Origin of the sequence: Micrococcus porci (assembly GCF_020097155.1) — a bacterium.
GTDB lineage: Bacteria > Actinomycetota > Actinomycetes > Actinomycetales > Micrococcaceae > Micrococcus > Micrococcus porci.
Map to the genome: position 1 here is coordinate 439,472 of NZ_CP083691.1, position 21,656 is coordinate 461,127.

General features: G+C 70.6%; 21 protein-coding genes, 2 pseudogenes and 1 other annotated feature. Of the genes and pseudogenes, 14 read left to right on the top strand and 9 right to left on the bottom strand.

Annotated elements, in window-relative coordinates; genetic code table 11:
- Positions 1-105: 105 nt before the first annotated feature.
- The 8 genes and pseudogenes from dnaB to KW076_RS02065 all read left to right on the top strand — a co-directional run bounded on the left by dnaB (position 106) and on the right by KW076_RS02065 (position 9,421).
- Positions 106-1,494: a replicative DNA helicase gene (gene dnaB / locus KW076_RS02030; protein WP_434084351.1), complete on the top strand. Its 1,389-nt coding sequence runs from the start codon at positions 106-108 to the stop codon at positions 1,492-1,494.
- Between the two features lie 59 nt (positions 1,495-1,553).
- Entirely contained in the window at positions 1,554-2,963 is a 1,410-nt protein-coding gene (locus KW076_RS02035; RefSeq protein WP_224355996.1) for a P-loop NTPase family protein, read from the top strand.
- Positions 2,964-3,068: 105 nt separating this feature from the next.
- Entirely contained in the window at positions 3,069-3,461 is a 393-nt protein-coding gene (locus KW076_RS02040; RefSeq protein ID WP_224355997.1) for a hypothetical protein, read from the top strand.
- Positions 3,401-3,919, top strand: a complete 519-nt coding sequence (locus KW076_RS02045; RefSeq protein WP_224355999.1) for a GIY-YIG nuclease family protein — start codon at positions 3,401-3,403, stop codon at positions 3,917-3,919. The genes KW076_RS02040 and KW076_RS02045 overlap by 61 nt, the downstream gene beginning before the upstream one ends.
- Before the next feature lie 186 nt (positions 3,920-4,105).
- A pseudogene (locus tag KW076_RS02050) lies at positions 4,106-4,414 on the top strand (IS3 family transposase); the annotation flags it as partial.
- A gap of 185 nt (positions 4,415-4,599) precedes the next feature.
- Positions 4,600-5,226 (top strand): DJ-1/PfpI family protein, encoded by a 627-nt coding sequence (locus tag KW076_RS02055; RefSeq protein WP_224356000.1) that lies wholly within the window; start codon positions 4,600-4,602, stop codon positions 5,224-5,226.
- A gap of 135 nt (positions 5,227-5,361) precedes the next feature.
- Positions 5,362-8,628 carry a DEAD/DEAH box helicase gene (locus KW076_RS02060; RefSeq protein WP_224356001.1) on the top strand — a complete coding sequence of 1,089 codons (3,267 nt, stop codon included), beginning with the start codon at positions 5,362-5,364 and terminating at the stop codon, positions 8,626-8,628.
- 7 nt (positions 8,629-8,635) lie between these two features.
- Entirely contained in the window at positions 8,636-9,421 is a 786-nt protein-coding gene (locus KW076_RS02065; RefSeq protein ID WP_224356003.1) for a hypothetical protein, read from the top strand.
- A gap of 64 nt (positions 9,422-9,485) precedes the next feature.
- Here KW076_RS02065 and KW076_RS02070 read toward each other — a convergent pair whose 3' ends face one another.
- From KW076_RS02070 to KW076_RS12680, 5 genes and pseudogenes are all read right to left on the bottom strand, one after another.
- On the bottom strand, positions 9,486-10,754 hold the full coding sequence (locus tag KW076_RS02070) for a CoA transferase (RefSeq protein ID WP_224356004.1): 1,269 nt from the start codon (positions 10,752-10,754) through the stop codon (positions 9,486-9,488).
- A gap of 54 nt (positions 10,755-10,808) precedes the next feature.
- On the bottom strand, positions 10,809-11,558 hold the full coding sequence (locus KW076_RS02075) for a class I SAM-dependent methyltransferase (protein WP_224356005.1): 750 nt from the start codon (positions 11,556-11,558) through the stop codon (positions 10,809-10,811).
- The gene (locus KW076_RS02080) at positions 11,555-12,157 is read right to left on the bottom strand and encodes a hypothetical protein (RefSeq protein ID WP_224356006.1); all 603 of its coding nucleotides are present in this window, start codon (positions 12,155-12,157) and stop codon (positions 11,555-11,557) included. Before KW076_RS02080 ends, KW076_RS02075 begins: the two co-directional genes overlap by 4 nt.
- 194 nt (positions 12,158-12,351) lie before the next feature.
- Positions 12,352-13,158 (bottom strand): annotated as a pseudogene (locus tag KW076_RS02085) (IS3 family transposase); the annotation flags it as partial.
- Positions 13,096-13,197, bottom strand: a sequence feature (AL1L pseudoknot). It overlaps the preceding pseudogene by 63 nt.
- Positions 13,155-13,574 (bottom strand): transposase, encoded by a 420-nt coding sequence (locus tag KW076_RS12680; protein ID WP_491562378.1) that lies wholly within the window; start codon positions 13,572-13,574, stop codon positions 13,155-13,157. Its footprint overlaps the feature before it by 43 nt. The pseudogene KW076_RS02085 and the gene KW076_RS12680, both read right to left, overlap by 4 nt.
- Between KW076_RS12680 and KW076_RS02090 the strand changes: the two genes are divergently transcribed.
- Both KW076_RS02090 and KW076_RS02095 read left to right on the top strand, forming a co-directional pair.
- A complete protein-coding gene (locus KW076_RS02090; protein WP_224356008.1) occupies positions 13,568-14,374 on the top strand; it encodes an alpha/beta fold hydrolase in 807 nt (268 codons plus the stop codon). The genes KW076_RS12680 and KW076_RS02090 overlap by 7 nt on opposite strands.
- A 23-nt stretch (positions 14,375-14,397) precedes the next feature.
- A complete protein-coding gene (locus KW076_RS02095; protein WP_224356009.1) occupies positions 14,398-14,994 on the top strand; it encodes a DinB family protein in 597 nt (198 codons plus the stop codon).
- Between the two features lie 324 nt (positions 14,995-15,318).
- On the opposite strand, the gene KW076_RS02100 is transcribed toward KW076_RS02095, so the two are convergent.
- Positions 15,319-16,446, bottom strand: coding sequence for a GNAT family N-acetyltransferase (locus KW076_RS02100; protein WP_224356010.1), 1,128 nt, complete (start codon positions 16,444-16,446; stop codon positions 15,319-15,321).
- Between the two features lie 51 nt (positions 16,447-16,497).
- On the opposite strand from KW076_RS02100, the gene KW076_RS02105 reads away from it, so the two are divergent.
- A complete protein-coding gene (locus tag KW076_RS02105) occupies positions 16,498-17,100 on the top strand; it encodes a GNAT family N-acetyltransferase (RefSeq protein ID WP_224356012.1) in 603 nt (200 codons plus the stop codon).
- A 16-nt stretch (positions 17,101-17,116) separates the two neighbouring features.
- Here KW076_RS02105 and KW076_RS02110 read toward each other — a convergent pair whose 3' ends face one another.
- Positions 17,117-17,467, bottom strand: a complete 351-nt coding sequence (locus tag KW076_RS02110) for a serine/threonine protein phosphatase (RefSeq protein WP_224356013.1) — start codon at positions 17,465-17,467, stop codon at positions 17,117-17,119.
- A 97-nt stretch (positions 17,468-17,564) separates the two neighbouring features.
- Complete coding sequence (locus KW076_RS02115; RefSeq protein WP_224356015.1) at positions 17,565-18,119, bottom strand: mycothiol transferase; 555 nt, start codon at positions 18,117-18,119, stop codon at positions 17,565-17,567.
- 152 nt (positions 18,120-18,271) lie between these two features.
- Between KW076_RS02115 and KW076_RS02120 the strand changes: the two genes are divergently transcribed.
- Together KW076_RS02120 and KW076_RS02125 are read left to right on the top strand one after the other, a co-directional pair.
- Positions 18,272-19,234, top strand: a complete 963-nt coding sequence (locus tag KW076_RS02120) for a helix-turn-helix transcriptional regulator (RefSeq protein ID WP_224356017.1) — start codon at positions 18,272-18,274, stop codon at positions 19,232-19,234.
- A 99-nt stretch (positions 19,235-19,333) separates the two neighbouring features.
- Complete coding sequence (locus KW076_RS02125) at positions 19,334-19,840, top strand: GNAT family N-acetyltransferase (protein ID WP_224356018.1); 507 nt, start codon at positions 19,334-19,336, stop codon at positions 19,838-19,840.
- A 22-nt stretch (positions 19,841-19,862) separates the two neighbouring features.
- Here KW076_RS02125 and KW076_RS02130 read toward each other — a convergent pair whose 3' ends face one another.
- Positions 19,863-21,206: an oleate hydratase gene (locus tag KW076_RS02130; RefSeq protein WP_224356020.1), complete on the bottom strand. Its 1,344-nt coding sequence runs from the start codon at positions 21,204-21,206 to the stop codon at positions 19,863-19,865.
- Between KW076_RS02130 and KW076_RS02135 the strand changes: the two genes are divergently transcribed.
- The gene (locus tag KW076_RS02135) at positions 21,159-21,605 is read left to right on the top strand and encodes a GNAT family N-acetyltransferase (RefSeq protein WP_224356021.1); all 447 of its coding nucleotides are present in this window, start codon (positions 21,159-21,161) and stop codon (positions 21,603-21,605) included. The two genes, KW076_RS02130 and KW076_RS02135, sit on opposite strands and share 48 nt — an antisense overlap.
- The last annotated feature ends 51 nt before the right edge of the window (positions 21,606-21,656 follow it).

The following is a 21,656-nucleotide window of genomic DNA, read 5'->3' on the forward strand; positions in this document are numbered from 1 at the left end:
GCATGGGGGCGGGCGGCCGGGCGGGGATGCCGTCAGGAAGGTGAGCCGGGGGATCCCGGCCGTGGGTCGCCGTCGTGGTGGCCGTGGGAAGGGAGTCTCCGCACGTTGACTGAAGACTACGGAGACTCGGGCTCCTACGGCGGCGACCGCACCCCTGAGCGGTTCCTGCCGCCTCAGGATCTGGAGGCGGAGCGCTCGGTGCTGGGCGGCATGATGCTGTCCAAGGACGCGATCGCGGACGTGGTGGAGCTGCTGCGCGGGCACGACTTCTACCGGCCGAGCCACGAGATGATCTACGAGGCGATCATCGACCTCTACGGACGCGGCGAGCCCGCCGACGCCGTCACCGTGGCGGACCTGCTGAACAAGCGCCAGGAGCTCACCAAGGTGGGCGGCCCGGCCGTGCTGCACGAGCTCATCCAGACCGTGCCCACCGCCGCCAACGCCAGCTTCTACGCGGAGATCGTGGCGGAGAAGGCCGTGCTGCGGCGCCTGGTCTCTGCCGGCACCAAGATCACCCAGCTGGGGTATCAGGGCGACGGCGAGGTCGAGGAGATCGTCAACGAGGCCCAGTCCGAGATCTACAAGGTGGCGGAGAACCGCCAGTCCGAGGACTACGTGCGCCTCGCGGAGATCATGGAGCATGCCGTCGACGAGATCGAGGCGGCCGGCAACCAGGGGGAGGGCCTGACGGGCGTCCCCACCGACTTCTACGACTTCGACGAGCTGACGCAGGGCCTGCACGGCGGGCAGATGATCGTGATCGCGGCGCGCCCTGCTGTCGGCAAGTCCACGCTCGCGCTGGACTTCGCGCGGGCCGCGGCCATCCACCACAACATGGCCACCGTGTTCTTCAGCCTCGAGATGGGCAAGAACGAGATCGCCATGCGGCTGCTGAGCGCCGAGGCGACGATCGCGCTGCAGGACCTGCGCAAGGGCACCATCCGGGACGACCAGTGGTCCAAGATCGCCGCGACCGTGGGGCGGCTGAACGAGGCGCCGTTCTTCATCGACGACTCCCCGAACATGACCATGATGGAGATCCGCGCCAAGTGCCGGCGGCTCAAGCAGAAGAACAACCTCAAGATGGTGGTGCTGGACTACCTGCAGCTCATGAGCTCGGGCAAGAAGGTCGAGTCCCGCCAGCAGGAGGTTGCCGAGTTCTCCCGCGCCCTCAAGCTGCTGGCCAAGGAGCTCGACGTGCCGGTGATCGCGCTGTCCCAGCTCAACCGTGGATCGGAGCAGCGCACGGACAAGCGGCCGCAGGTGTCCGACCTGCGTGAATCCGGCTCGATCGAGCAGGACGCGGACATGGTGATCCTGCTGCACCGAGAGGACGTGTACGACAAGGAGTCCCCGCGCGCCGGCGAGGCGGACCTGATCGTGGCCAAGCACCGCAACGGCCCCACGAAGACCATTGTGGTGGGGTTCCAGGGGCACTACAGTCGGTTCAGCAACCTCGCACAGGATGGCGGGGGTTCTGGCGGGTTCTGACCCCATTTGATGCGGAGGTTGAGATGTTGAAAGTTAGCGACGTATTTGTGCCAGGAAAATTGCCCAAGTACACCTACAACCCCCGAGAAAATTCCAAGATTGAAGATCAGCTAAAAGATTACCTTGATGAGCTTGGGGCCATTCTCGCCATCTCTGGCCCCACAAAGACGGGTAAGACTGTTCTGGTGAGCCGTTTGGTCCAAAATCGTATTTGGATTGATGGTGGTCTGGTCGGGTCGATTGAGGATTTTTACAGACTTGTAGTTGATCGCGCGGGTGAATTTACAACCATCGAAGTGGCTGGCGCTGACGAATATACTGCCACCGATGAGACTTCTGGCGAGGCGAATCTGCTTGGGGCTGGAAAGTTTGCTGCTAAAGACGCCACTGGTCTCAGCACGACAAACTCGAAGAGTGCTTCGGTCAATCGCCCCGCAAGTCAGGTTGCGACCGATGCGCTTCGTGTCTCTGGTCACGTTCTCGTGATAGATGATTTTCACTACATCGAGCCAGCCGTCCAGACGGCAATTATTCGGTTTCTGAAGCCCTTAGTCATGAATGATGTTCCAGTTGTCCTGATGTCGACCTTCCATCGCGTTGGAGACGCGGTGCGAGCGGAGTCGGATATGAATGGAAGGCTGGCCACGATCAAGATTGACTTCTGGTCCACTGAAGAGTTGATGCAGATCGCCTCACTTGGATTCGAGAAACTTAAAATCATTGATGATCCGACTGTTTCGAGTATCCTAGCTGAGAATTCATTTGGAAGCCCCCAGCTGATGCAGACTTTCTGTCGCGAACTGTGCAAGTTCAATGGAATCAAGACGCAGCAGGAGCACCCCGTGCCACTCGCTCCACCGGAGCAGTGGCGCACATTTTTCGAGGCGGCGATCGATGTTGAAGAGTCGGCCGCATGGTTCGAAACGTTCTTGGCAGGCACAAAGCTGCGAGGCAAGAAGAGAAACATATATGACCTTGTGAATGGTCAGCGACACGACAAGTACGGTGTGATACTCTCCGGATTTAATTCCACACTTCCGCCCCTAACTTTTACAAGCGCGCGCTTAATGGAGGAGATTCAGGTGCTTGTGGCCGGTCAGGCCCCCCGGTCCAGTGACGTCTCTGCTGGTCTCTCCAATATCTCTAAAATGGCGTTTGGCGACTCCGAGGTCGTGGATGAGACCGACTTGAGCGAAGGTGTCGAGGAGGGTTTGACTACCTCAACCTCGCTGTCGTCCCTGGACCACGCTCCGGCGAGTTCCCCTCTAAGCGCGGATTCAAGGTCTAACCTGCGGTTTGCGAACGCCAAGAAGCGCCCCGTTCTGGAATATCTGGAAAAGGGAAACACGAGCTCGGTCTATATTCTCGACCCGTTCTTCGCATTCTATGTCAAATGGCACGCGCCCCAGGCTCTCTCGGAGCATGCTAAACTCCGTAACGTTGCGGCAATGGATTCACTGGAATCTTGAACTATATGGGATGAATATTGTTCGTTAGTTGAGTTGGGTACAGGCTCCACGTAGGGCTCATCGCACCGGAAGGATGATCAGGAGTCCTCGGCAGAATGGGGTCCCATGGAGTCCACCCAGCCCGTCCCCGAGCCCTTTGTCCTAACCCTTGGGGCCGTCCTCGCCGCCGCAGGCCTCGACCCGCACGACGTCCTGGCCATCCGCCACACCTACAAGGAGTCGGGGCTGCCATCGCGGGCGGCAGCCACGCCGGAGAGCGTGCTCGCCTACACGCGGGAGCAGCACCACGTGGGGAAGTTCCCGAAGGAGCCAGCCCGCCACTGGCTGATCTTCATGGGGAGGGCGGGCGTCGTTCTCGCCTCACCGCCGTGTACGAGAACCGCGGGGAGGACGTGGCTTAGCGCACGGAGCGGCACCGGTACTACGACGTTGCGCCGGTGCCGCTACTGGCCTCCCTGGAGGAGCGCCTGGTGGTGGAGTGGTCCGCAGACCCCGTGAACTGGGTCAAGCGCGGCCACCTGGCGGCGCGGTTCCCCGTCCTGGAGATCGCCGACTCCACCACCGAGGCGTTCCCCGGCTTCGACCACGTGCTGCTCAGCTACGGGGACCTGCAGTCAATGGTGACCGAGACCCGCTACGCAGGCTGGCGCACCGCCCTGCAGGCCGTACACGGGATCTACCTGATCGCCGACGACGCTGCCAGCCAGTGCTACGTGGGCAAGGCCGACGGTGAGCGTGGTGTGCTCGGGCGGTGGGAGGCCTACGCCCGTGACGGACATGGCGGGAACGTCGCCATCCGGGATGCCCTGGAGCTCGACCCCGCCCAGCCGGAGCGGTACACGTTCAGCCTGTTGCGCGTGTTCGGCTCCAATACCCCGCAGGCCCAGATCGACGCCGCGGAGAAGCACTACAAGGACGCTCTGATGACGCGCCGGTTCGGACTGAACCGGAACTGAACGGACTTCGTTGTCCGGGGGGCGAAGGGCAGACGGGGGATGGAATGCCCGCGCCGAGCCTCGGGGCATCTGCAAGCCGCCCGAGCGGCCATGCTCTCGAAGGCGCACCACGGGGCCGGTCACTGACCCCAGGGTCGGCCTTCGTCTTCCAGGATTGCCGGCCGGGGTCGGGAAGGTCTGATCCACCACTCAAACCGAGGCGCCCAGTTCCGCTTGAACTTGTTCCAGGACGCCCTCACCCGGCACGGGCTGCTCGGTTGGATGGGACAGGTCGGCTCGGCCGGGGAGAATGCGGCCATGGAGTCCTTCTTGGCGCTCGTGCAGAAGAACGTGCTCGATCGACGGCAATGGGCCACACGGGAGGAGTGACGCACGGCGATCGTGGCGTGGATCGAGAAGACGTATCACCGGCGGCTCCGGCAGGACCGGCTGGGTCGGTTGGCCCCGGTCGAGTACGAGTTGATCATGGACCCCACGACCGCGCACGCGGCGTGAGGCAAACTGTCACCTATCCATGCACCAGTCCCCGGCGCCAAAGCAGACAGCTGGTTCAGCCACGTCGCGTTCATCCGGCCCGGTGCCGAGCAGTCCAACGTGTGGCTCGAGCCCGTCGACGACGAGCAGTACGCCCGCCTCCGGGGCTGAACGACCTCCTCCATTTCGTCAGAACGGAAGACCCTGTGCCAACCACGTTCTCTGATCAGCGGAAGCTCTCCGTCGTGCTCTTTGAGGGGTTCGAGCTCCTCGACGTCTTCGGACCCGTTCAGCTGTTCGGCTCGCTGCCCGACGTGGCCATCGAGTACGTGGGGCCCCACACGGGGCCGGTGATCAGTTCCAAGGGCGCCCGGGTCGTCGCCGATCTCGCCTACGAAGACCTTGCAAGACCCGACATCCTCATGGTGCCGGGAGGCCAGGGCACTCGGACCCTTGTCGATGACGCAGGGTTCCTGGCATGGCTCGGCCAGGCGGGCAGCAGGGCGGACCTCGTCGCCTCGGTTTGCACGGGATCCGCCCTCCTGGCCGCGGCGGGCCTGCTGGAGGGCTATTCGGCCACCTCCAACAAGCGCGCCTTCACCTGGGCATCCGGCTTCGGTGACGACGTCGACTGGCGGCCTCGCGCCCGCTGGGTGCACGACCGGGACCGGTGGACCTCGTCCGGAGTCGCCGCCGGGATGGACATGGCCACCGGGATGATCGCCGACCTCTACGATGCGGACACCGCCCGCGCCGTCACCCTGCGCGCCGAGTACGAGCCCCACACCGACAGCACGCGGGATCCCTTCGCCGATGTCTATCGGCTGGGCTGAGGCCCACCCGCGTGCCCGTCGCCACGGGCTGGTCATCGGCCAGCGGACCATGCCCGTTGAGCGCCGTCAGCATGCCCAGCCACCCGGCGTGCACATCGTCCGGCCCAGGGTGGCGCCGGATGTGAGGATGGGTCCATGGGAGACACTCGGGGGAGAACTCAGCAGGACATCGTGCGCTTCTGGCAGCTGCAGGAGCTGTTCGACCCGCAGCCACTGCCGAAGCTGACCCCGCGGACGTCGCCCCCCTTCGGCAAGCGCGTGATCACGTGGCGGGCCGAGGACGGGGACGTCGCTCTGCCCTGGAACCGGCTCGCCCCGCCGCCCCCCACGACGAAGGGGGCGGCCCGCGAGTGGCGGCACACGCTCTATTTGCGGATCTACGCACTCGAGGACGCCTACCAGACACTGCACTCGGCGTTCCCGGCTGACGCTGACGCCTATGACGAGCGACCCGGTGGACGCAGCGCGGCCGCCGGCGCGCTCGTGGACGCAGACGGGCGACTGATCGGCGGCACGGGCGTCCTGTCCTCCGCGCTGTGGGGGATCGGCCGGCTCTGCCGAGGCGAGGGGTTCGATGACTCGCTGGTCGATGGCTTCGAAGCGGCGGGGGAGGCGTTCGTGGACGCCGCGGACCGAGCGGCGGGCGTACCCGACGACGACGCCTTCGGAGAACAGCCCGTGCTGACCGCCGGCATGCTCGTGGCGCTCATCCGGTTGGCCCAGCACAGCGCCGGCGTGGAGGGGATGCCCGCGTTGGCCGGCCACGAGGTCCGCATCGCCAGCCAAGTGGTCTCCGCGTCGTCCGGAGACGAGACCCCCGACATCGACTTCCTCAACAGCTTCTACCTGTCCGACCTGCACCGCGTGGGTGAGGCGATCGCCCGGGGCGACGTCGGACCCGCCCTCGATGCCTACCTCACACCGGATGGCGACGTCGACACCCAGCGACGGGTCGACGTCGTCGCCCGGCCCGACATCGTCGACGCCGGTGTGGAGCCCGCCCGCGTCCCGGCCGGTCGGTGGCCTGCGAAGACGTCGTATGCTCTGGCGCGCAGCCAGCAGTTTGCGGTCAACCGGGCCCTGAACGAGCTAGGAGCCGAGCCCGGGCTCATGGGGGTGAACGGGCCGCCCGGGACCGGCAAGACGACGATGCTCCGGGACATCCTGGCCGCCAACGTCGTCGAGCGGGCGCGCAAGCTGGCTGGCTTCGCGGATCCGTCCGGGGCCTTCACCGGACGGACCCTGGCATGGACGGGGGAAGGACGGAGGCACCGGACGGTGCACGAGCTACGGCCGGAGCTCACCGGATTCGAAATGGTGGTGGCCTCCGCGAACAACGCCGCCGTGGAGAACATCTCCGAGGAGATCCCCCACCGCGACGCCATCAAGGACTCCGGCCGTGCGGACGCGGACTACTTCGCCGATCTGGCGACCGCCGCCCTGGGACTCGGTGTGGAGAACGCGGACGAAGACGGGGCCCCGGGCGCCTGCGACGGCCCGGCAGCGGAGCAGCCCGCTGCCGCCAGTTCGGGCGCCTGGGGACTCGTGGCGGCGCGGCTCGGCAATAAGGTCAACCGCGCACGCTTCCGTGACGCCGTCCTCTTCGGAGGGGCAAGCGGAGGCCGGGGCGCACGGGGGCGGGGGCTGGACACTCTGCTGAAGGACTGGGCGGCGTCCCCCTCCGCCCCGGCCCAGTGGACTGCCGCCCGGGAGGCCTTCCATCGAGCGCTCCACGAGGTGGACCGCGGTCTCACCGAGCGCCGGGACGCCGCTCAGCGGACGGTGAGGACTGCCGCGGCACGGGAGGCCGTTCGGGCCGCCGAGCGGCGTCTCGCCGAGCTCAGCCGCCAGCGAACGGCGAAATGGGCGGGCGCCGAAGCGATCCGCCGCGAACTCTCCGCAGCGCAGGCGGAGGCCGGTCGGATCAGGGATGCACTCGACCTGCACCGTGACGCCAAGCCGGGGTTCTGGGAGACCATCACGAGCTTCGGGGTGGCCGGCCAGCAGTGGCGCGAGACCTATCAGCCCTTGCTGGAGGCGTGGAGCACGGCCGATGCCGGCCGGGCCGCCCTCGCTGCCGACACCGAGGCGGCCGAACGACGTCTCAGCGAACTGGAGGCGCAGATCGTGCACCTCGACGGCGAGTGCGCCCGGAGACGAGGGGATCTCGCGGACCTCGAGGCCGCCGTTCGCGCCGACGAGGAACGATTCGGCGGCCGGCACCCCTCCGCCGTCGTCGATGCGCAGACGCGCGAGACGACCACGCCGTGGCTGGACGAGGAGATGGAGAAGGCCAGGACGGAACTCTTCCTGGCCGCGCTCGAGCTCCACCGTGCGTTCATCGCGGCCGCGGCCCGTGACCTCCGGCCCTCCTTCCAGGCGGCCATGGAAGTCATGGCGGGCGCTGCGCCCCGAGACCTCGAGGCGGAGAAGCGTCGGGCAGCCTGGCAGGTGTTCTTCCTCCTGGTGCCGCTGGTCTCGACGACCTTCGCGTCCTTCGACCGGATGTTCACCGGCATGGGCCGTGAGTCCCTCGGCTGGCTGTTCGTGGACGAGGCCGGGCAGGCGTCACCCCAGTACGCGGCGGGGGCGATCTGGCGGGCGAACCGTGCCGTCGTGGTCGGGGATCCGCTGCAGCTGGAGCCCGTGGTGACGATCCCGGTGACCGTCTCCCGGAGCCTGGCCAAGGCGCACGGTGTCTCCTCGACGTGGATCGCACCGGAGGCGTCGGTGCAACGGCTCGCGGACCGCGTCTCCCGGTACGGCACCACTCTGCCGCAGGGTGAGGATGACGTCTGGGTGAGCTCGCCCCTGCGCGTGCACCGGCGATGTGACGACCCGATGTTCGCCTTGAGCAACGACCTCGCCTACGGCGGACTCATGGTCTCCGGGGTGCAGCGCAAGGGGCCGGAGGAGGACCCCTTCGAGAGGACCGGTGACGGGGAGATCTTCGCGAGTTCGTGGATGGACACCCCGGCGAGAACCCCCGGCACACACCTCCAGCCCAACCAGATCGAGCGCGTCAGGCGGGGCATTGAAGCGTGTCGTCGCTGGGGGATCCCCTGCACGGAGATCATCGCGATCTCTCCGTTCCGCGAGGTCGCGGATGCCTTGCGGGTGCTCTCGGACGAGTTCCCGGGCCTGACGGCCGGCACGATCCACACGGCTCAGGGCCGAGAGGCCGACGTCGTGTTCTTCGTGCTCGGGGGAGCCCCGGACAAGCCCGGTGCGCGGAACTGGGCGTCGAGCCGGGTGAACCTGGCCAACGTCGCCGTCAGCCGGGCGAAGCGACGGCTGTACGTCATCGGAGACCGCGAGGCATGGTCGCGGCACAACTACTTCCGACAGATCGCGGAGGCGCTTCCGCGAGCCGCGGAACCCGATGCAGGACGGGAAAGGTGAGCGGGGCATGACGGTGGATGCGGGCGTCCTGGTCGGCGAGAACGGGAGGGTGCGAGGCATCCGTGCGAGCTCGTGGACGCCGGAGCGGCAGAGACGGGTGGAACGGCTTCTGCGCGTGGTCGAGGCGGCGGCTCTGCTGCTCTTCGGCGTCTGCGCAGCCGTACTTCTCCTCACTGAGCCCAGGCTCTCGGGCACCATCCGCTCGGTCAGCGTGGAGGGTGTGGGGGCTCGTCTGTCCCGATACGGCCTCCTGTTCGCCGCGGCGGTGATCACCTACGTGCCACGGAGGTGGAAGTGGGCCTTGCCTGGGTATGCCGTCTCGGCGCTGTTCGTCGTCGGGATGGTGAAGATGCTGGAAGGCGCCCCTAGCGAAGGGTTCCCGGGCCTCCAGGTGTTCCGGACCGATCTGCCGTGGCTCATAGGCCTGCTCCTTGTGCCGCAGGTGGCGGGGGTTGCGCGGCGAGCTGGGCTGTCGGTCAGGCGCAGGTATGCCAGTGCCCTCGCATGGACCGCTTTCGTCGAGGGCGCGGGCGCGGGCCGGAACGACTGTGGCTGCGTCAAGAATCGCGTCGTCCAGAACGGTGCTCAAGAGACCCGCGTTCTGCTCCAACGGTTCGACGGCACACGACGTTCGGGCCAGGTCTGGGGAGTGGTGGAACCCTCTGAATGCATTGAAGTCGACGCTGCACGGGCCGTTGTCGCCAGGACGGACTGGCGGAATGCACTGAGCTGGGCGGCGTTGGACCGCTGGGGCCGGCGGCTTCCTGGGCGGGAAGAAGCACAGAGGTCGTAGCCGGTCGGGATCCGCGCGCTCGGAGGCGATGCCGTCCCCCGACGGCTCCGGCCGGCCCCGCCCCTCACGCCCAGCGCAGTGACGCCGCCCCGTAGCCGGCCACGTCCCGCTCGACGCTCGCCCCGTCCAGCGTGAGCGGCGGCGGCACGGTGTTCAGCGTGCCCGCGGCGGACCGCACCGTCACGTGCGGCACGCCCAGCTCCGCCACCCGTTCCTCCGGCGGGGCCGCGAACCCGAGCAGCGTCCGGGCCGCGCCCAGGAGGCTCGCCCACACCACGCCGGCCCGCCCCTCCACCAGCAGGCGCACCACCCCGGCCGCCAGGGCGTACCCGGTCGCGTGGTCGAGCGCCTGCACGGGCAGGGCGCCGGGGGTGGCGCCGTCGTCCGGGGAGCACGCCAGCGCGACGCCCGAGGCGGCCTGCACGATCGAGTCGAACCCCGCCCTCCGCGCCCACGGGCCGCGCTCGCCCCAGGCCGAGAGGGACCCGACCACCAGATGCGGGTGCCGCTGCGCGAGCGCGTCCGGACCCAGGCCGAAGCGGTCCAGGGACCCGGGCCGGTAGCCCAGCAGGACGACGTCGGCCCCCGCCAGCAGCGCCTCCAGCTCGGTGCGGTGCTCGGCCAGGTCCGCGGTGGCGGACCGCTTGCCCATCCCGTTCGAGAGGAACTGGGCGTCGATCTCGGGCCGCGCCGGCGGGTCGATGCGCAGCACGTCCGCACCGAGGCACGCCATGAGCTGCGAGCCGGCCGGCCCGGCGATCACGCGGGTCAGGTCCAGGACGCGCACGCCGTCCAGGGGCAGTGCCCCGCCGGAGAGCGGAGCGCGCTCGCGGCCGGCGTCCACCGAGACCCACGGCTCGCCGCTCGTCGCCACGCCCTGCGGGTGCGCGGCCCACTGCGTGGCGCGGCGGACGGCCACGGCGATCCCGCCGGCGTCGTGCACCGCCTCCTCCACGTCCAGCGCGGTTCGCCCCGCCACGGCCCGCTCCAGCGACGCGCGGTCCGTGGCCCCGAGCGCGCGGCCGAGGGCGGCCGCGTGGTGCGGATAGTTCGCGTGGGTGCGCACCCAGCCGTCCACCGCGCGGACGAAGCCGGACATCGGGGCCCAGGACGCCACGGGCTCGCCGACCACCCGCAGGTGCTCGATGGCGGCGAAGGAGGCGGCGACGAGCTCCGGCGACGTGCCGACCCGCCATCCCTGCCCCCGCGCGTCGACGAGCGCCTGGACCGCGTCCCGGGCGTCCTCGACTGCGCCCCAGGCCAGCTGTTCGACGTCCAGCGGGCCCGCCCACCAGCGGCGGGGGGAGGGGACGGGGGCGGAGACGCGCGGCATGCGGCGAGCGTAGCGGGGAGGTGCGGTCGAGCGACGGCCTCGCCTGCACCGTGTTCAGGCCTTCCGCGCCTCCACCCCCATCAGTCGGTCTGTGGCGTCGTCGAACGGCGTGCGGTGCCAGTCGCCGGAGATCCGCTCGACGGTCAGCCCCACCGCGTCCAGGTCGGCGCGCACCTGCGCTGCCGAGCGGAACTGCAGGCGCTGCTCCGCCTCGACGAGGGCGCCGTCGGCCAGGAATACGGTCCGTGACCTCATGAGCACCACGCCGTCCGCGTCCGGCGCGGTCACGGTCTCGGTTTCGAGGAGGCGACCGGCCGGCGTCGTGCGCTCGGTGGGGCCGTGGCTCCAGTCCTCCCATGCGCGCAGCACCGGGTTGCGGGTCTCGAACACGAGACGTCCGCCGGGAACCAGGCCGGTGGCGACGCGCCGCAGGGTGGCGTGCCAGACCTCCCCGATCAGGTGCATGGCCACGTTCCCGCTCATCACCACCAGGTCCGCCGACGCCGGCTCGATCAGCTCCGCCGTGCCCTGCCGCCACGTCACCGCGTTCCCGCCGGGGCGGGCGCGCGCCACGGCCAGCATGGCCTCGGCCGGGTCGATCCCGACGACGGCGCGCCCCTCGCCCGCGAACGTCACGGTCAGCGACCCGGTCCCGCAGCCGAGGTCCACGATGCGCCGCGCGCGGGACTCGTCGGCGACCTGCCGGAAGTAGGCGTGGTCCTCGCCGGGCGGATTGTCGTGGTCGTAGAGGGCGGCGAGGCGGGCGTCGTCGTAGGTGGCCCCGTTGGGGTCGGAGGGGGTCATCCGGGGAGGATAGCCCGGCGGGGAGGCCGGACCAGTCGCACCCGGCCCAGGAGCGTGGTACCGACCTCCCTCAGCTCCGGCTCCTCCTGCCGGTAGAGGTCGGCGAGGGTTCGGTTCGCTGCGGTGACCAGGATGGGTGCCCCTGCAGCGTCCGCGGCGTTGCGCAACGCGGGTGCGAGCGCCTCCCGCAGCCCACGGCCGTCGCCCTTCGCAGAACGTGTCGCGACGTGGTCGGAGAGCTCCCATCCCTGGCTGGTGGACCTGATCGTCAGGAAGGCGGTGCGACCGTCGGTGGTGTAGACGAGGTGACCGTGCCACCCCCGGCAAAGCAGGAGTCTGTGGAGGAAGAGAACAGCCCACAGGAGGGCCGAGAGGGCCAGCACCGCTCCTGCCGCGGCGGCGAGGACGTCCTGGAGTGGGAGGAGGGAGGTCGCCGCCGTGAGGACCGGCCGGGCCGCCTCCATGAGACGACGAAGCGGCAGTGATCCGTGGACGACGTCCGGCAGGCGGCTCATGCTGGCCCGCGTGTAGACGAGGGCATCCCGCAGGGTGGTCGCGCGGGGCAGGGGCAGGTAGGGACAGGCGGGGCGCTGGGACATGGAGGCCTCCTCGGGTCGATTCGGTGAGAGGCGGTTCTGGCCTCTCACTGGTTAAAAGGCCGATGTCGAAGCCACATGTCCCTCCGGTGAGCGGAATTCGTCCGAGCGTTTCCGATGTGGGGGGTGCGAGGTGGACGTGACGGCCTGCTTTACGTCGGCAAGGCCGAGCGGCGCCTGCGCGGTCGAGGCCTGTGGACGCTCTTCAACGTGGCCAGCTCGACCGCCTCGACGGACTCCCACACCCGCTTGGAGTGGATGAGCTCGGCCTTGTAGAGGCCGTTCACGCTCTCGGCTAGGGCGTTGTCGTAGGAGTCGCCCACGGTGCCCACCGAGGCGCTCACCCCCGCCGTGATGAGTGCATCCGAGTAGGCCAAGCTGACGTACTGGGCGCCTCGGTCCGAGTGGTGGATCAGGCCTTGGCGGCCACGGCTTGCACCAGTGCTCAGGAGAGCATGTTCAAGGGCCAGCAGCGGCAGCCCCTGGGTATGCAGACTGGCTGACACGGCCCACCCCACGATCCGGCGGGAGTACACGTCGGTGATGAATGGGACGTAGCAGAACCCGGTGATCGTGCGGACGTAGGTGATGTCAGCGACCCACAACTGGTGAGGACGCTCAGCGGCGAACCGGCGCTCGACCAGATCAGGACGCGCATCCGGTTCACCTGCCGGCCGCGTGGTGATCGGCTTGCGGCCCCGCCGAACTCCCTGCAGGCCCGCGGCGCGCATGAGGCGGGCGACCTGGTCACGGCCTACCTGCCAGCCGGCCCGGACCATCGCGTGGTGCATCTTCCGCACTCCGTAGACGCTGTAGTTCTCCGCGTGGATCCGGCGGAGTTCCTCCACGAGGATCTCGTCCCGCAGCGTTCTCGAAGACCTGGGGCGTGTCTTCGCGGCGCGGTAGCCGCGGGAGGTGATGAACCCACACTCTGTCGCACGCAGGGTGCGGCAGATGGCCTCGACCCCGAACTGATCGCGGTGTTCGTCGATGAACGCGATCATCTCGTCGTGGGGCGGTCGTGCTCCGCTGCGAAAAAAGCTGAAGCCTTGCGTAGGATCTCGTTCGCGCGGCGCAGCTCGAGGTTCTCCCGGCGCAGCCGGCGCATCTCTTCAAACTCGTCAGTGCTCACACCGGGGGTCTCGCCTCGGTCGACGTGGCTTTGCTTCCACCAGTTCCGCAGGGTGTGGGGTGAGATCCCGCCGAGGGCCTCGCCCACGGCCGCGCAGGCGGCCCAACCGGAGCACTGCTTGGCGCGGATGCGCTCCTCGATGAGCTGCAAGGCCTTCGCCTTGAACTCGGGGCTGTACTTCTGGGGTATGGTCCGATCCTCCTTGTGGAAGTAGGTCGGAACGAAACCCAGGGCGCTTGACCGGAGCGGCGTACCGCGTTTGAGGCGAAGGGGTGAATCGCATGTCAGGTCTGGGCCGTAGGTCTGCGGGCCCCGTCACCAGGGAGGACGGCACCCGCCTGCATGTCCTCGATTCCGGCGGCAGCGGGCCCGCGCTCCTCCTCCTGCATGGCCTGGCCGGATACGCGAGGGAGTGGGCGCAGGTCGCCGAGCGGCTGGCCGCGGCCTGCCGGGTCGTCGCGTTCGACCAGCGGGGTCACGGCTCCAGCACCCGGCGCCCCGCGGACCTGAGCCGCACGGCCCACGTGGGCGACGTCGTCGCCGTGGCCGATGCGCTGGGCCTGCAGCGGTTCACCCTGGTGGGCCAGTCCATGGGCGCGCACACCGCCCTGCTCGCCGCGGCCGCCCATCCGGCGCGTGTGGGGCGGCTCGTGCTGATCGAGGGCGGCGTCGGCGGGGAGGGGCCCGAGGCCACCGCCGGCGTCATCGACTGGTTCCGCGCCTGGCCCATCCCCTTCGCCACCGTGGACGACGCCGTCGCCCACCTCGGCGGCGGACCTGCCGCCCGGGTGTGGGCCGAGGGGCTCGAGGAAACGGACGCCGGCGGGGTGCCACGCTTCGACGTCGACGTGCTGGAGGCCGCCCTGCGGCCCGTCCACGAGCGGCCCCGGTGGGAGGAATGGGGGCAGATCGCCGCGCCAACCCTGCTGATCACCGGGGAGAACGGGTACGTGCCCGCCGGAGAGCTGGACGAGATGCGGCGGCGGCGCCCGGATGTGCGGCACGTGCAGATGCCCGGCGCGGGGCACGACGTGCACCTGGACGCGCCCGAGCGGGTGGCCGAGCTCGTGCGGGGGTTCGCGGCCTGATTGATCTGGGGCAGGATCACCCCATGGACCACAAGCAGATCCTCCACGACGGGCTGCGCCGCCAGCGTGCGGCCCTCCTGCACAAGCTCGAGGGCCTCAGCGAGCGCGACGCCCGCCTGCCGCGCACCCCCACCGGCACCAACCTGCTGGGACTGGTCAAGCACGCCGCCGTCATCGAGCTGGAGTACTTCGGTGGGACGTTCGGCCGTCCCGCGGAGGTGCAGCTGCCCTGGGCGGCGGCGGGGCAGCCGGAGGAGGACAACGTGGACATGTTCGCCGCCGAGGGCGAGTCCCTGGAGGACGTCCTCGAGTTCGCCCGCCGCTGCTTCGTCCACGCGGACGCGACCATCACGGCCCTCGGCGCCGACGCCCCCGGGCGGGTGGCGTGGTGGCCCGACGACAAGGCGGAGGTCACGCTCGCGCAGATCATCGCGCACGTCGCCCTGGACGAGGCCCGGCACGCCGGCCACGCGGACATCCTGCGGGAGCAGATCGACGGGCAGGTCGGCCTGCGCTCCCCGGGGAACAACCTGCCCCCATGGGACGCCGACCGCTGGGCCGCCCACGTGGACCGTCTGACCGCCATAGCGGAGGGGAGCGGTGGGGTGGGCTGGAACTGAAGGCACACGCCTCCCGTGCCCGACCTGCCCGCCTGCCTCGAGCGCAAGCCGCTGACCCGCGCCGTCGTCACCGGCTACGCCGCGAAGGTGACCGCCGAGGCGCTCGCGGCCCTCGGCGTCGACCTCGCCGACGTCATGGACCCGTGGAAGCCGGCCGTGGAGGCGGGGGAGGAGCCGACGTCGTGGGCAGTGCGCCGACGCCTGCTGGAGGCCGGAGCGCACGGGCTCATCGACCCGTCTCGCACGGCCCCCGGGCTGTGGCACCTCACCCTGTTCCGGTGGAACGAGGACGGCGCACCCCGGGTGACCCGTAGGCCCGCCCCCTCAGCCCCGGTCGCTCGCGAGCGTCGCGTAGACGAGGGTGTCCGTCCACTCGCCCTTGCTCCACCAGTCCTGCCGGTGGTGAGCCTCCCGGCGCAGACCGACGGCCTCGGCCAGCTGGGCGGACGCGGTGTTGCGGGCGTCCATCTGCGCCACCACCCGGTGGAGGTCGTATGTCTCGAACGCCAGGGTCAGCAGCGCGGCCGCGGCCTCCCGTGCGAACCCCTGCCCGGCGTGCTCGGGGTGCAGGGCCCAGCCGATCTGCGCGACGCCGCGCTCGCGGTCCGTCAGCCAGAGGATCACGTCCCCCACCGGCACGCCGCGGTGCTCGACCACCAGGGACACCGCCCCGGATGGGCCGGCGAGGCCGTCCCACGCGATGCGCTTCGCCAGCTTCTGCCGGGCGGTCGCCTCGTCCCACGGCTCGTCCAGCAGGTGGCGCACCACCTCCGGCCGGGCGTACATGTCCCGGAGCCAGCCGAGGTCATCCTCCCGATGCGGGCGCAACGTGAGGCGCTCAGTTCGCAGCGGCCAGTCGGGGGCCGGGCCGACCGCCGCCGCGCCCTCCCCGTGCTCCACCTGGGGCGGGACGTCGACCTCGGCGGGGACCGGCGTCGTCGTGCCGGTCTCCCAGTCCTGCCGCAGGACCGCGTACGCCACGGACGCGAGCGGCTCGCCGCCCTCCACGGGCCACCCCCGCCGGTAGTGCGCCTCCTTGACCCAGCCGGCCCGGCGGAAGGTGCGCAGCATGGGGACGTTGTCCTCGCGGGTCTGCCCCTCGAAGCGGTCCACCGCTGGCATCGTCTCGAACACGAGTCGGGTGAGCGCAGTGAGGATCGGCGCGCCGAGCCCGCGCCCGCGGAAGCGCTCGGTCACGCGCAGGTCGAACAGGGGGGTGGGGTCCGTCAGCTCATCCAGGCGCACCACCCCGACGCGCCCGTGCTCGGGATGCTCGATCCAGAGGGTGCGGTGGTCCTCGTCCTCCCAGGCGCCGCCGTCGACGGCCTCCTCCGCCTCCGACCGGGTAATGCGCGGGCGCATGTGGAACGGCCAGACGTTCTCGGTGAGCAGGGCGACGAGCGCGTCCCGGTCGGCGCCCGCCGGGTCGAGCGGGGTGAAGGTGACGTCCATGGGGCCGAGCGTAGGGGAGGAGACGTCACCGCCGCCCGCTACCGTGACCCCATGGCCACGCCCCTCCTCGACCTCGCCGCGCGCCGCGGCGTCGCCTTCCCGCTGCGCACCGAGCGGCTCACCCTGACGCCGTTCACTGCCGTCGACGCCCCCGCCGTCTGGGACTTCTGCCGCCTCGAGGAGGTCCGGACATGGACCTCCGGGCGGGCCGGCTCGGCCGCCGAGCTGCGGGAGGAGTACCTCGCCACCGGGGACCGGCTCACGGTGCGGGACGGCGCGGGCGACGTCGTCGGCGTCGGGAAGCTGGCCGTGCAGGACGCGTGGAGCCAGGGCGGCCCCCACCCCGACGCCCGGGACGCCCAGGCCGAGCTCGGCTGGACGGTCGCCCCGGAGCACGCGGGCCGGGGCTACGCCACGGAGATCGGCCGGGCCCTGCTGGACCTCGCGTTCAGGGGCCTGGGCGTGCGGCGCGTGGAGGCGGGGGCCTTCGCGGACAACGCCCCCAGCCTGCGCGTCATGGCGAAGATCGGCCTGCGCCACGAGGGCACGTTCCTGGGCGAGTCCCTGCACCTCACCCGCGGCTGGATCGACGGGGTCACGTTCGCGCTGCTCGCCTCGGAGTACGAGGGCGGCGCGGCGGCGAGTCGGGCCTGATCCGGCGGGCGCGGACTCAGGCCTGGCGCAGCCGGGCCGTGGGCAGGGGCAGCCGCACCGTGGCGGTGAGGTCCAGCGACTTCGCGACGGCGGCCGAGTCCAGCGCCGGAGCCACCACCACCGCGTCCCGCGTGACCTCCAGGATGCGCACGCACAGGGGCTCGTCGCCGTCGGCGTCCAGGATCCAGTCCTCGGCGAGGAGGCGCAGGCCGATCTCGTCCAGGACGGCCTCGGCCTCCTCAAGGCCGCCCGGCTCGCCCCTGCGCCGGCGCAGCAGGTCGTACGGGACGAACGCGCCGTCGTCGGTCATCTCGATGTACCCCACGTGCTCGCGGTCCTCCGCGCGGAGGTGGTCGAAGTCGGTCATGCGGTCAGCGTAGCCCCGGCGCCGCGCCAGGCTCCCGGCGTCCTGGCCGGCCACGACGGCGTCCCACAGAGCCCGCAGAGCGGGGGCGTCCGCGCCCTCACCCCTGCGCCGCGGCGTCCGCGAGGTCGTTGAGCTCGTAGGAGCCCGTGCCGTCGATGCTCTCCCGGATGAGGTCCGCGTGGCCCACGTGGCGGGCGACCTCGGCGGTCACGTGCAGCAGCGCCCACCGGGCCTCCCACGTCTTCAGGTCCGCCGGGAACCACGGTGCGTCCGGCACGGGCACGGGGGCCGAGAGGTCCGCCACGGCCGCCAGGTTCTGCCGGGCCACCTCCACGCACCGGTCGAAGCGCTCCAGCACCTGGGCCAGCGGGCGCCCGTCCGCCACCAGCTCGTCGAGGCTGTGGTCCTCGTTCACGTCCTCCGGGAGCACCGGCTCCCCGGGGGCGGAGGCGGCCGCCGCGGTCCAGTAGACGGCCACCTCCCCGGTGTGCAGGAGCAGGCCGGTGAGGTTGAGGGCGGAGGCGGACGGGACGCTGTGGGCCTGCTCGTCGGTCAACCCGTGCACCGTGGTGCGCATCTGGGCCAGCTGCTGCAGGGCGTAGGTGGTCAGCACGGCGAGCTCGCCGTGCGCCTGGGGGGTCAGGAAGCCCATGGTGTTCTCCTTCGTCGGTGGTCCACGGGGGGCCAGGGTCGGGCCGGCAGGGCCGCCGGGCCCGTCTCGACGCCGGAGGTCCCCGGCGTCGAGACGAGCGTCCACCCCGATGCGGACAGATCCTGTCCTCGACATCCGGCACCATGGGGGCCATGACCGACCCCACCTCCCGGGCCCTGCGCCTGCTGGGCCTGCTCGAGGCCCGGGCCGTCTGGACCGGCGCCGAGCTGGCCGAGCGCCTCGGCGTCACCTCGCGGACCCTGCGTCGCGACGTGGACCGGCTCCGCACCCTCGGCTACGTCGTCGAGGCCGATCCCGGCCCCGGCGGCGGCTACGCCCTCGGCCGGGGGCAGGTGGTGCCCCCGCTTCTGCTGGACGAGGACCAGGCGGTGGCCGTCACCCTCGCCCTGACGCGCGCGGCCCACGCGGGGGACGGCGTCGCCGCGGAGTCGGCGCTGCGCGCCCTCGCCACCCTGGACGCCCTCATGCCCGCGGACCTGCGGCACCGCCTCGAGGGGCTGCGCGCCGCGTCCACGGTCGGCGCCGGGGACGGCCCGCCGGTCGGCCCCGAGCTGCTCGCCTGCGCCGACGCGGTGCGCCGGCGCGTGCGCCTCACCTTCGGCTACCGGGACCGGCGTGGGGCCCGCACCGAGCGCCGCGTGGAGCCGCACCGGCTCGTCGCCCGGGCCCGAGCCTGGCTCCTGGTGGCCCACGACCTGGACCGGGACGACTGGCGGACCTTCCGCGTGGACCGGATCGTGGACCCCGCCGTCGGCACCTGGGCCTTCACTCCGCGGCCGGACCTCGCCGAGGCCCTGGCCCGGCTCGACGAGCCGACCCCGCCGGAGGCCTGGCGGCATCGCGTGAGCGTCCGCGTGCACGCGCCGCTCGAGTCCGTGCGGGCGTCCCTGCCCGCCACGGCCGGCCGGCTGACCGCCCTCGACGCGCGGACGACCGCGTTCGAGACCGGCGCGGACGACCCGGCCGAGGCCGCCCGGTGGCTGGCGTTGCTGGGCCACGAGTTCGAGGTGCTCGGGGACGAGCCGGTGCGCGCCGCCGTCGCGGCCCTGGCCGACCGGCTGCACCGGTCCACCGTCCAGGTGCTGCGCGGGTAGCGTCCACCCCATGGCCTTCGAGGTGCACCCCCTGACCCTGGACCGCGTCGACGACTTCGCGGACGTGGTCAACCCGAACCGCCGGTCGACGCACTGCTGGTGCCTCTCCCACCGGCCTCGGCGCCGCAGATGCGCGAGTTCGGTGAGACCCGTGGGGACGCGATGCGCGCGCTCGCGGCCCGCGACGTCGCCCCGGGCGTCGTCGGGTACGCCGACGGCGAGCCAGTGGCGTGGTGCAGCATCAGCCCGCGCCCGCAGATCCCGCGGCTCGAGGCCTCACAGCTGATGCCCCGCACCGACGACGTCGACGTGTGGAGCGTCATCTGCTCGGGGCACCGGCGTCAGGGGCACACCACGCGCCTGCTCGAGGCCGCGGTCGCCTTCGCCCGCGAGCACGGCGCCCCGGCCGTCGAGGCGCACCCCGTGGACAATCGGCCCGACGGCGGCGGGGCGGCTTCCGGCACCGACGCGCCCGACCGCATCGACACCACGATGGCGTTCGCCGGCACGTGGTCGATGTTCGACCGCGCTGGCTTCGAGGTCGTGGGGGAGACCGCTGCGAAGGGTTCCGGCCGGCCGCGGCTGGTGATGCGCCGGGACTGCTGACGGGCCGTCGCCGTCCGTCGGCTCAGATCAGCTCGCGCAGGTCGGTGGCCGAGGCGAACACCTCCGGCACGCCCCGCTCGACGTCGAACAGCGTGTACACGGCCTCCATGGCGGTGCGCACCGAGTACTCCGTGGTGAACACCGTGTCCCGCGTGGGGGATTCGGCGAAGTTGCCGATGAAGGCCAGGTTCATCGAGCCCTCCGGCATGACGGCGGGACGGTCGCCCGCCCGGCGGGGCATGAAGTAGGACGTGATGAACGGCATGTACACCAGCACCGTGTTCACGGACTCCTGCGCGGCCGGCTCCGGGATCCGGTCCTCCGGCACACCCAGGTGGTACAGCCACTCCTGCGTGATCTCCTCGCCGGTGCACTCGGTGACCGGCTTCTTCACGTAGGCACCCTCGGTGTCCGAGTAGAGGGCATGGATCCACACGATGGTCTGGTCCGGCCGCTGGGTGGGGAAGTGCGGCTGGCGATGCACCGTGAAGCTCAGCATCCACGGGGAGTCCGTGGCCGTGACGATGCCGCCGGTGTTGACCTTGCCGTCGTGCAGCGGGCGCTGGGTCAGCCGCTCGATGTGCTCCTCCACCTCCCGGCTCTCCACGGTCGCCGTCGCGGAGACGAACCAGCTGCGCTCCGGCAGGCCCCGGTAGAAGACGCCGGGGCGCCCGAACAGCGGCGACTGCTCGGCCAGGTTCTCCCACAGGGTCCAGCTGCCGCCGGGCTCGGTGGTCGACGGGGCGGGGGTGTGGTGGTCGCCGTAGGTGGTGGACTCGGTGATGGAGCCGTTGGTGACGGACACCAGGTCGTCCTCGCCGACCTCCTGCTCCTGCTGCACGCCGTCCACGGTGAGGAGCAGCCTCTCTGCCCGGACCTTGCCGTCGGCGGTCTCCACCCGGACGTCGCGCACCGTGGTGCTGTAGCGGAAGTCCACGCCGTGGGGCTCGAGGTAGGCCAGGAGGGGCTTCACCATGGAGTCGTACTGGTCGTAGCGGTTGAACTTCAGGGCGCTGAAGTCCGCAAGCCCGTCGATCGCGTGGACGAAGCGCAGCAGGTAGCGGCGCATCTCGGCCAGCGAGTGCCATGTCTCGAACGCGAACATGGTGGCCCAGTAGGTCCAGAAGTTGCTCTCGAAGAAGTCCTCGGAGAACCACTCCCCGATCGTGCGGCCCTCGAGTGAGGACTCCGAGGCGATGAAGAGCTTGACGATCTCCTTCTGTGCCCTGTCCGAGAGGGTGAAGTCGCCGTCCGTGGGGACGCGCTCGCCCTGCTGGCGGATGAGGCGCCCGTGGGAGGAGTCGGAGTCGAGGACCTTGTGCGGTTGGAGGCTTTGGACGGCCTGGTCGCCCCTGACTTTCCCCACACGCCCGCCTCGCATCACGACCCGCTGCCGGCCGACCTCTCCGCCCGGATCGCTGGTGGAGACGCTCGAGCCTTCGGAGCCTTCCACCGCGGTGAGCTGGTGGGCTTCACCGTCGTGGTGCAGGCGAAGGAGCGGTGGGAGGTCGACCGTACGGCCGTGGATCGGCGGTGGCGCGGCCAGGGAGTCGCTCAGGCGGTGAAGGCCAGCTCCGTTCTGGACACCTATGCCGACGGGGTCCGTGTCTGGGGCACGGGCGGGGCGGCGGTGAACACGGCGTCGCGTCGGATGAACGAGGCGCTTGGTTTCGTCCTCGAACCGTTCTGGCTAGCCCTGGTTCCGCCGGTTGGTTGGCGGGAGTACGCGGAGTCCGGGCCAGGTGGCATGCGTGTCGAATCATGAAGAGTTCACCGAGTTGCACTGTGCGGTCTTCCTTGCATCTCTACAGAAACC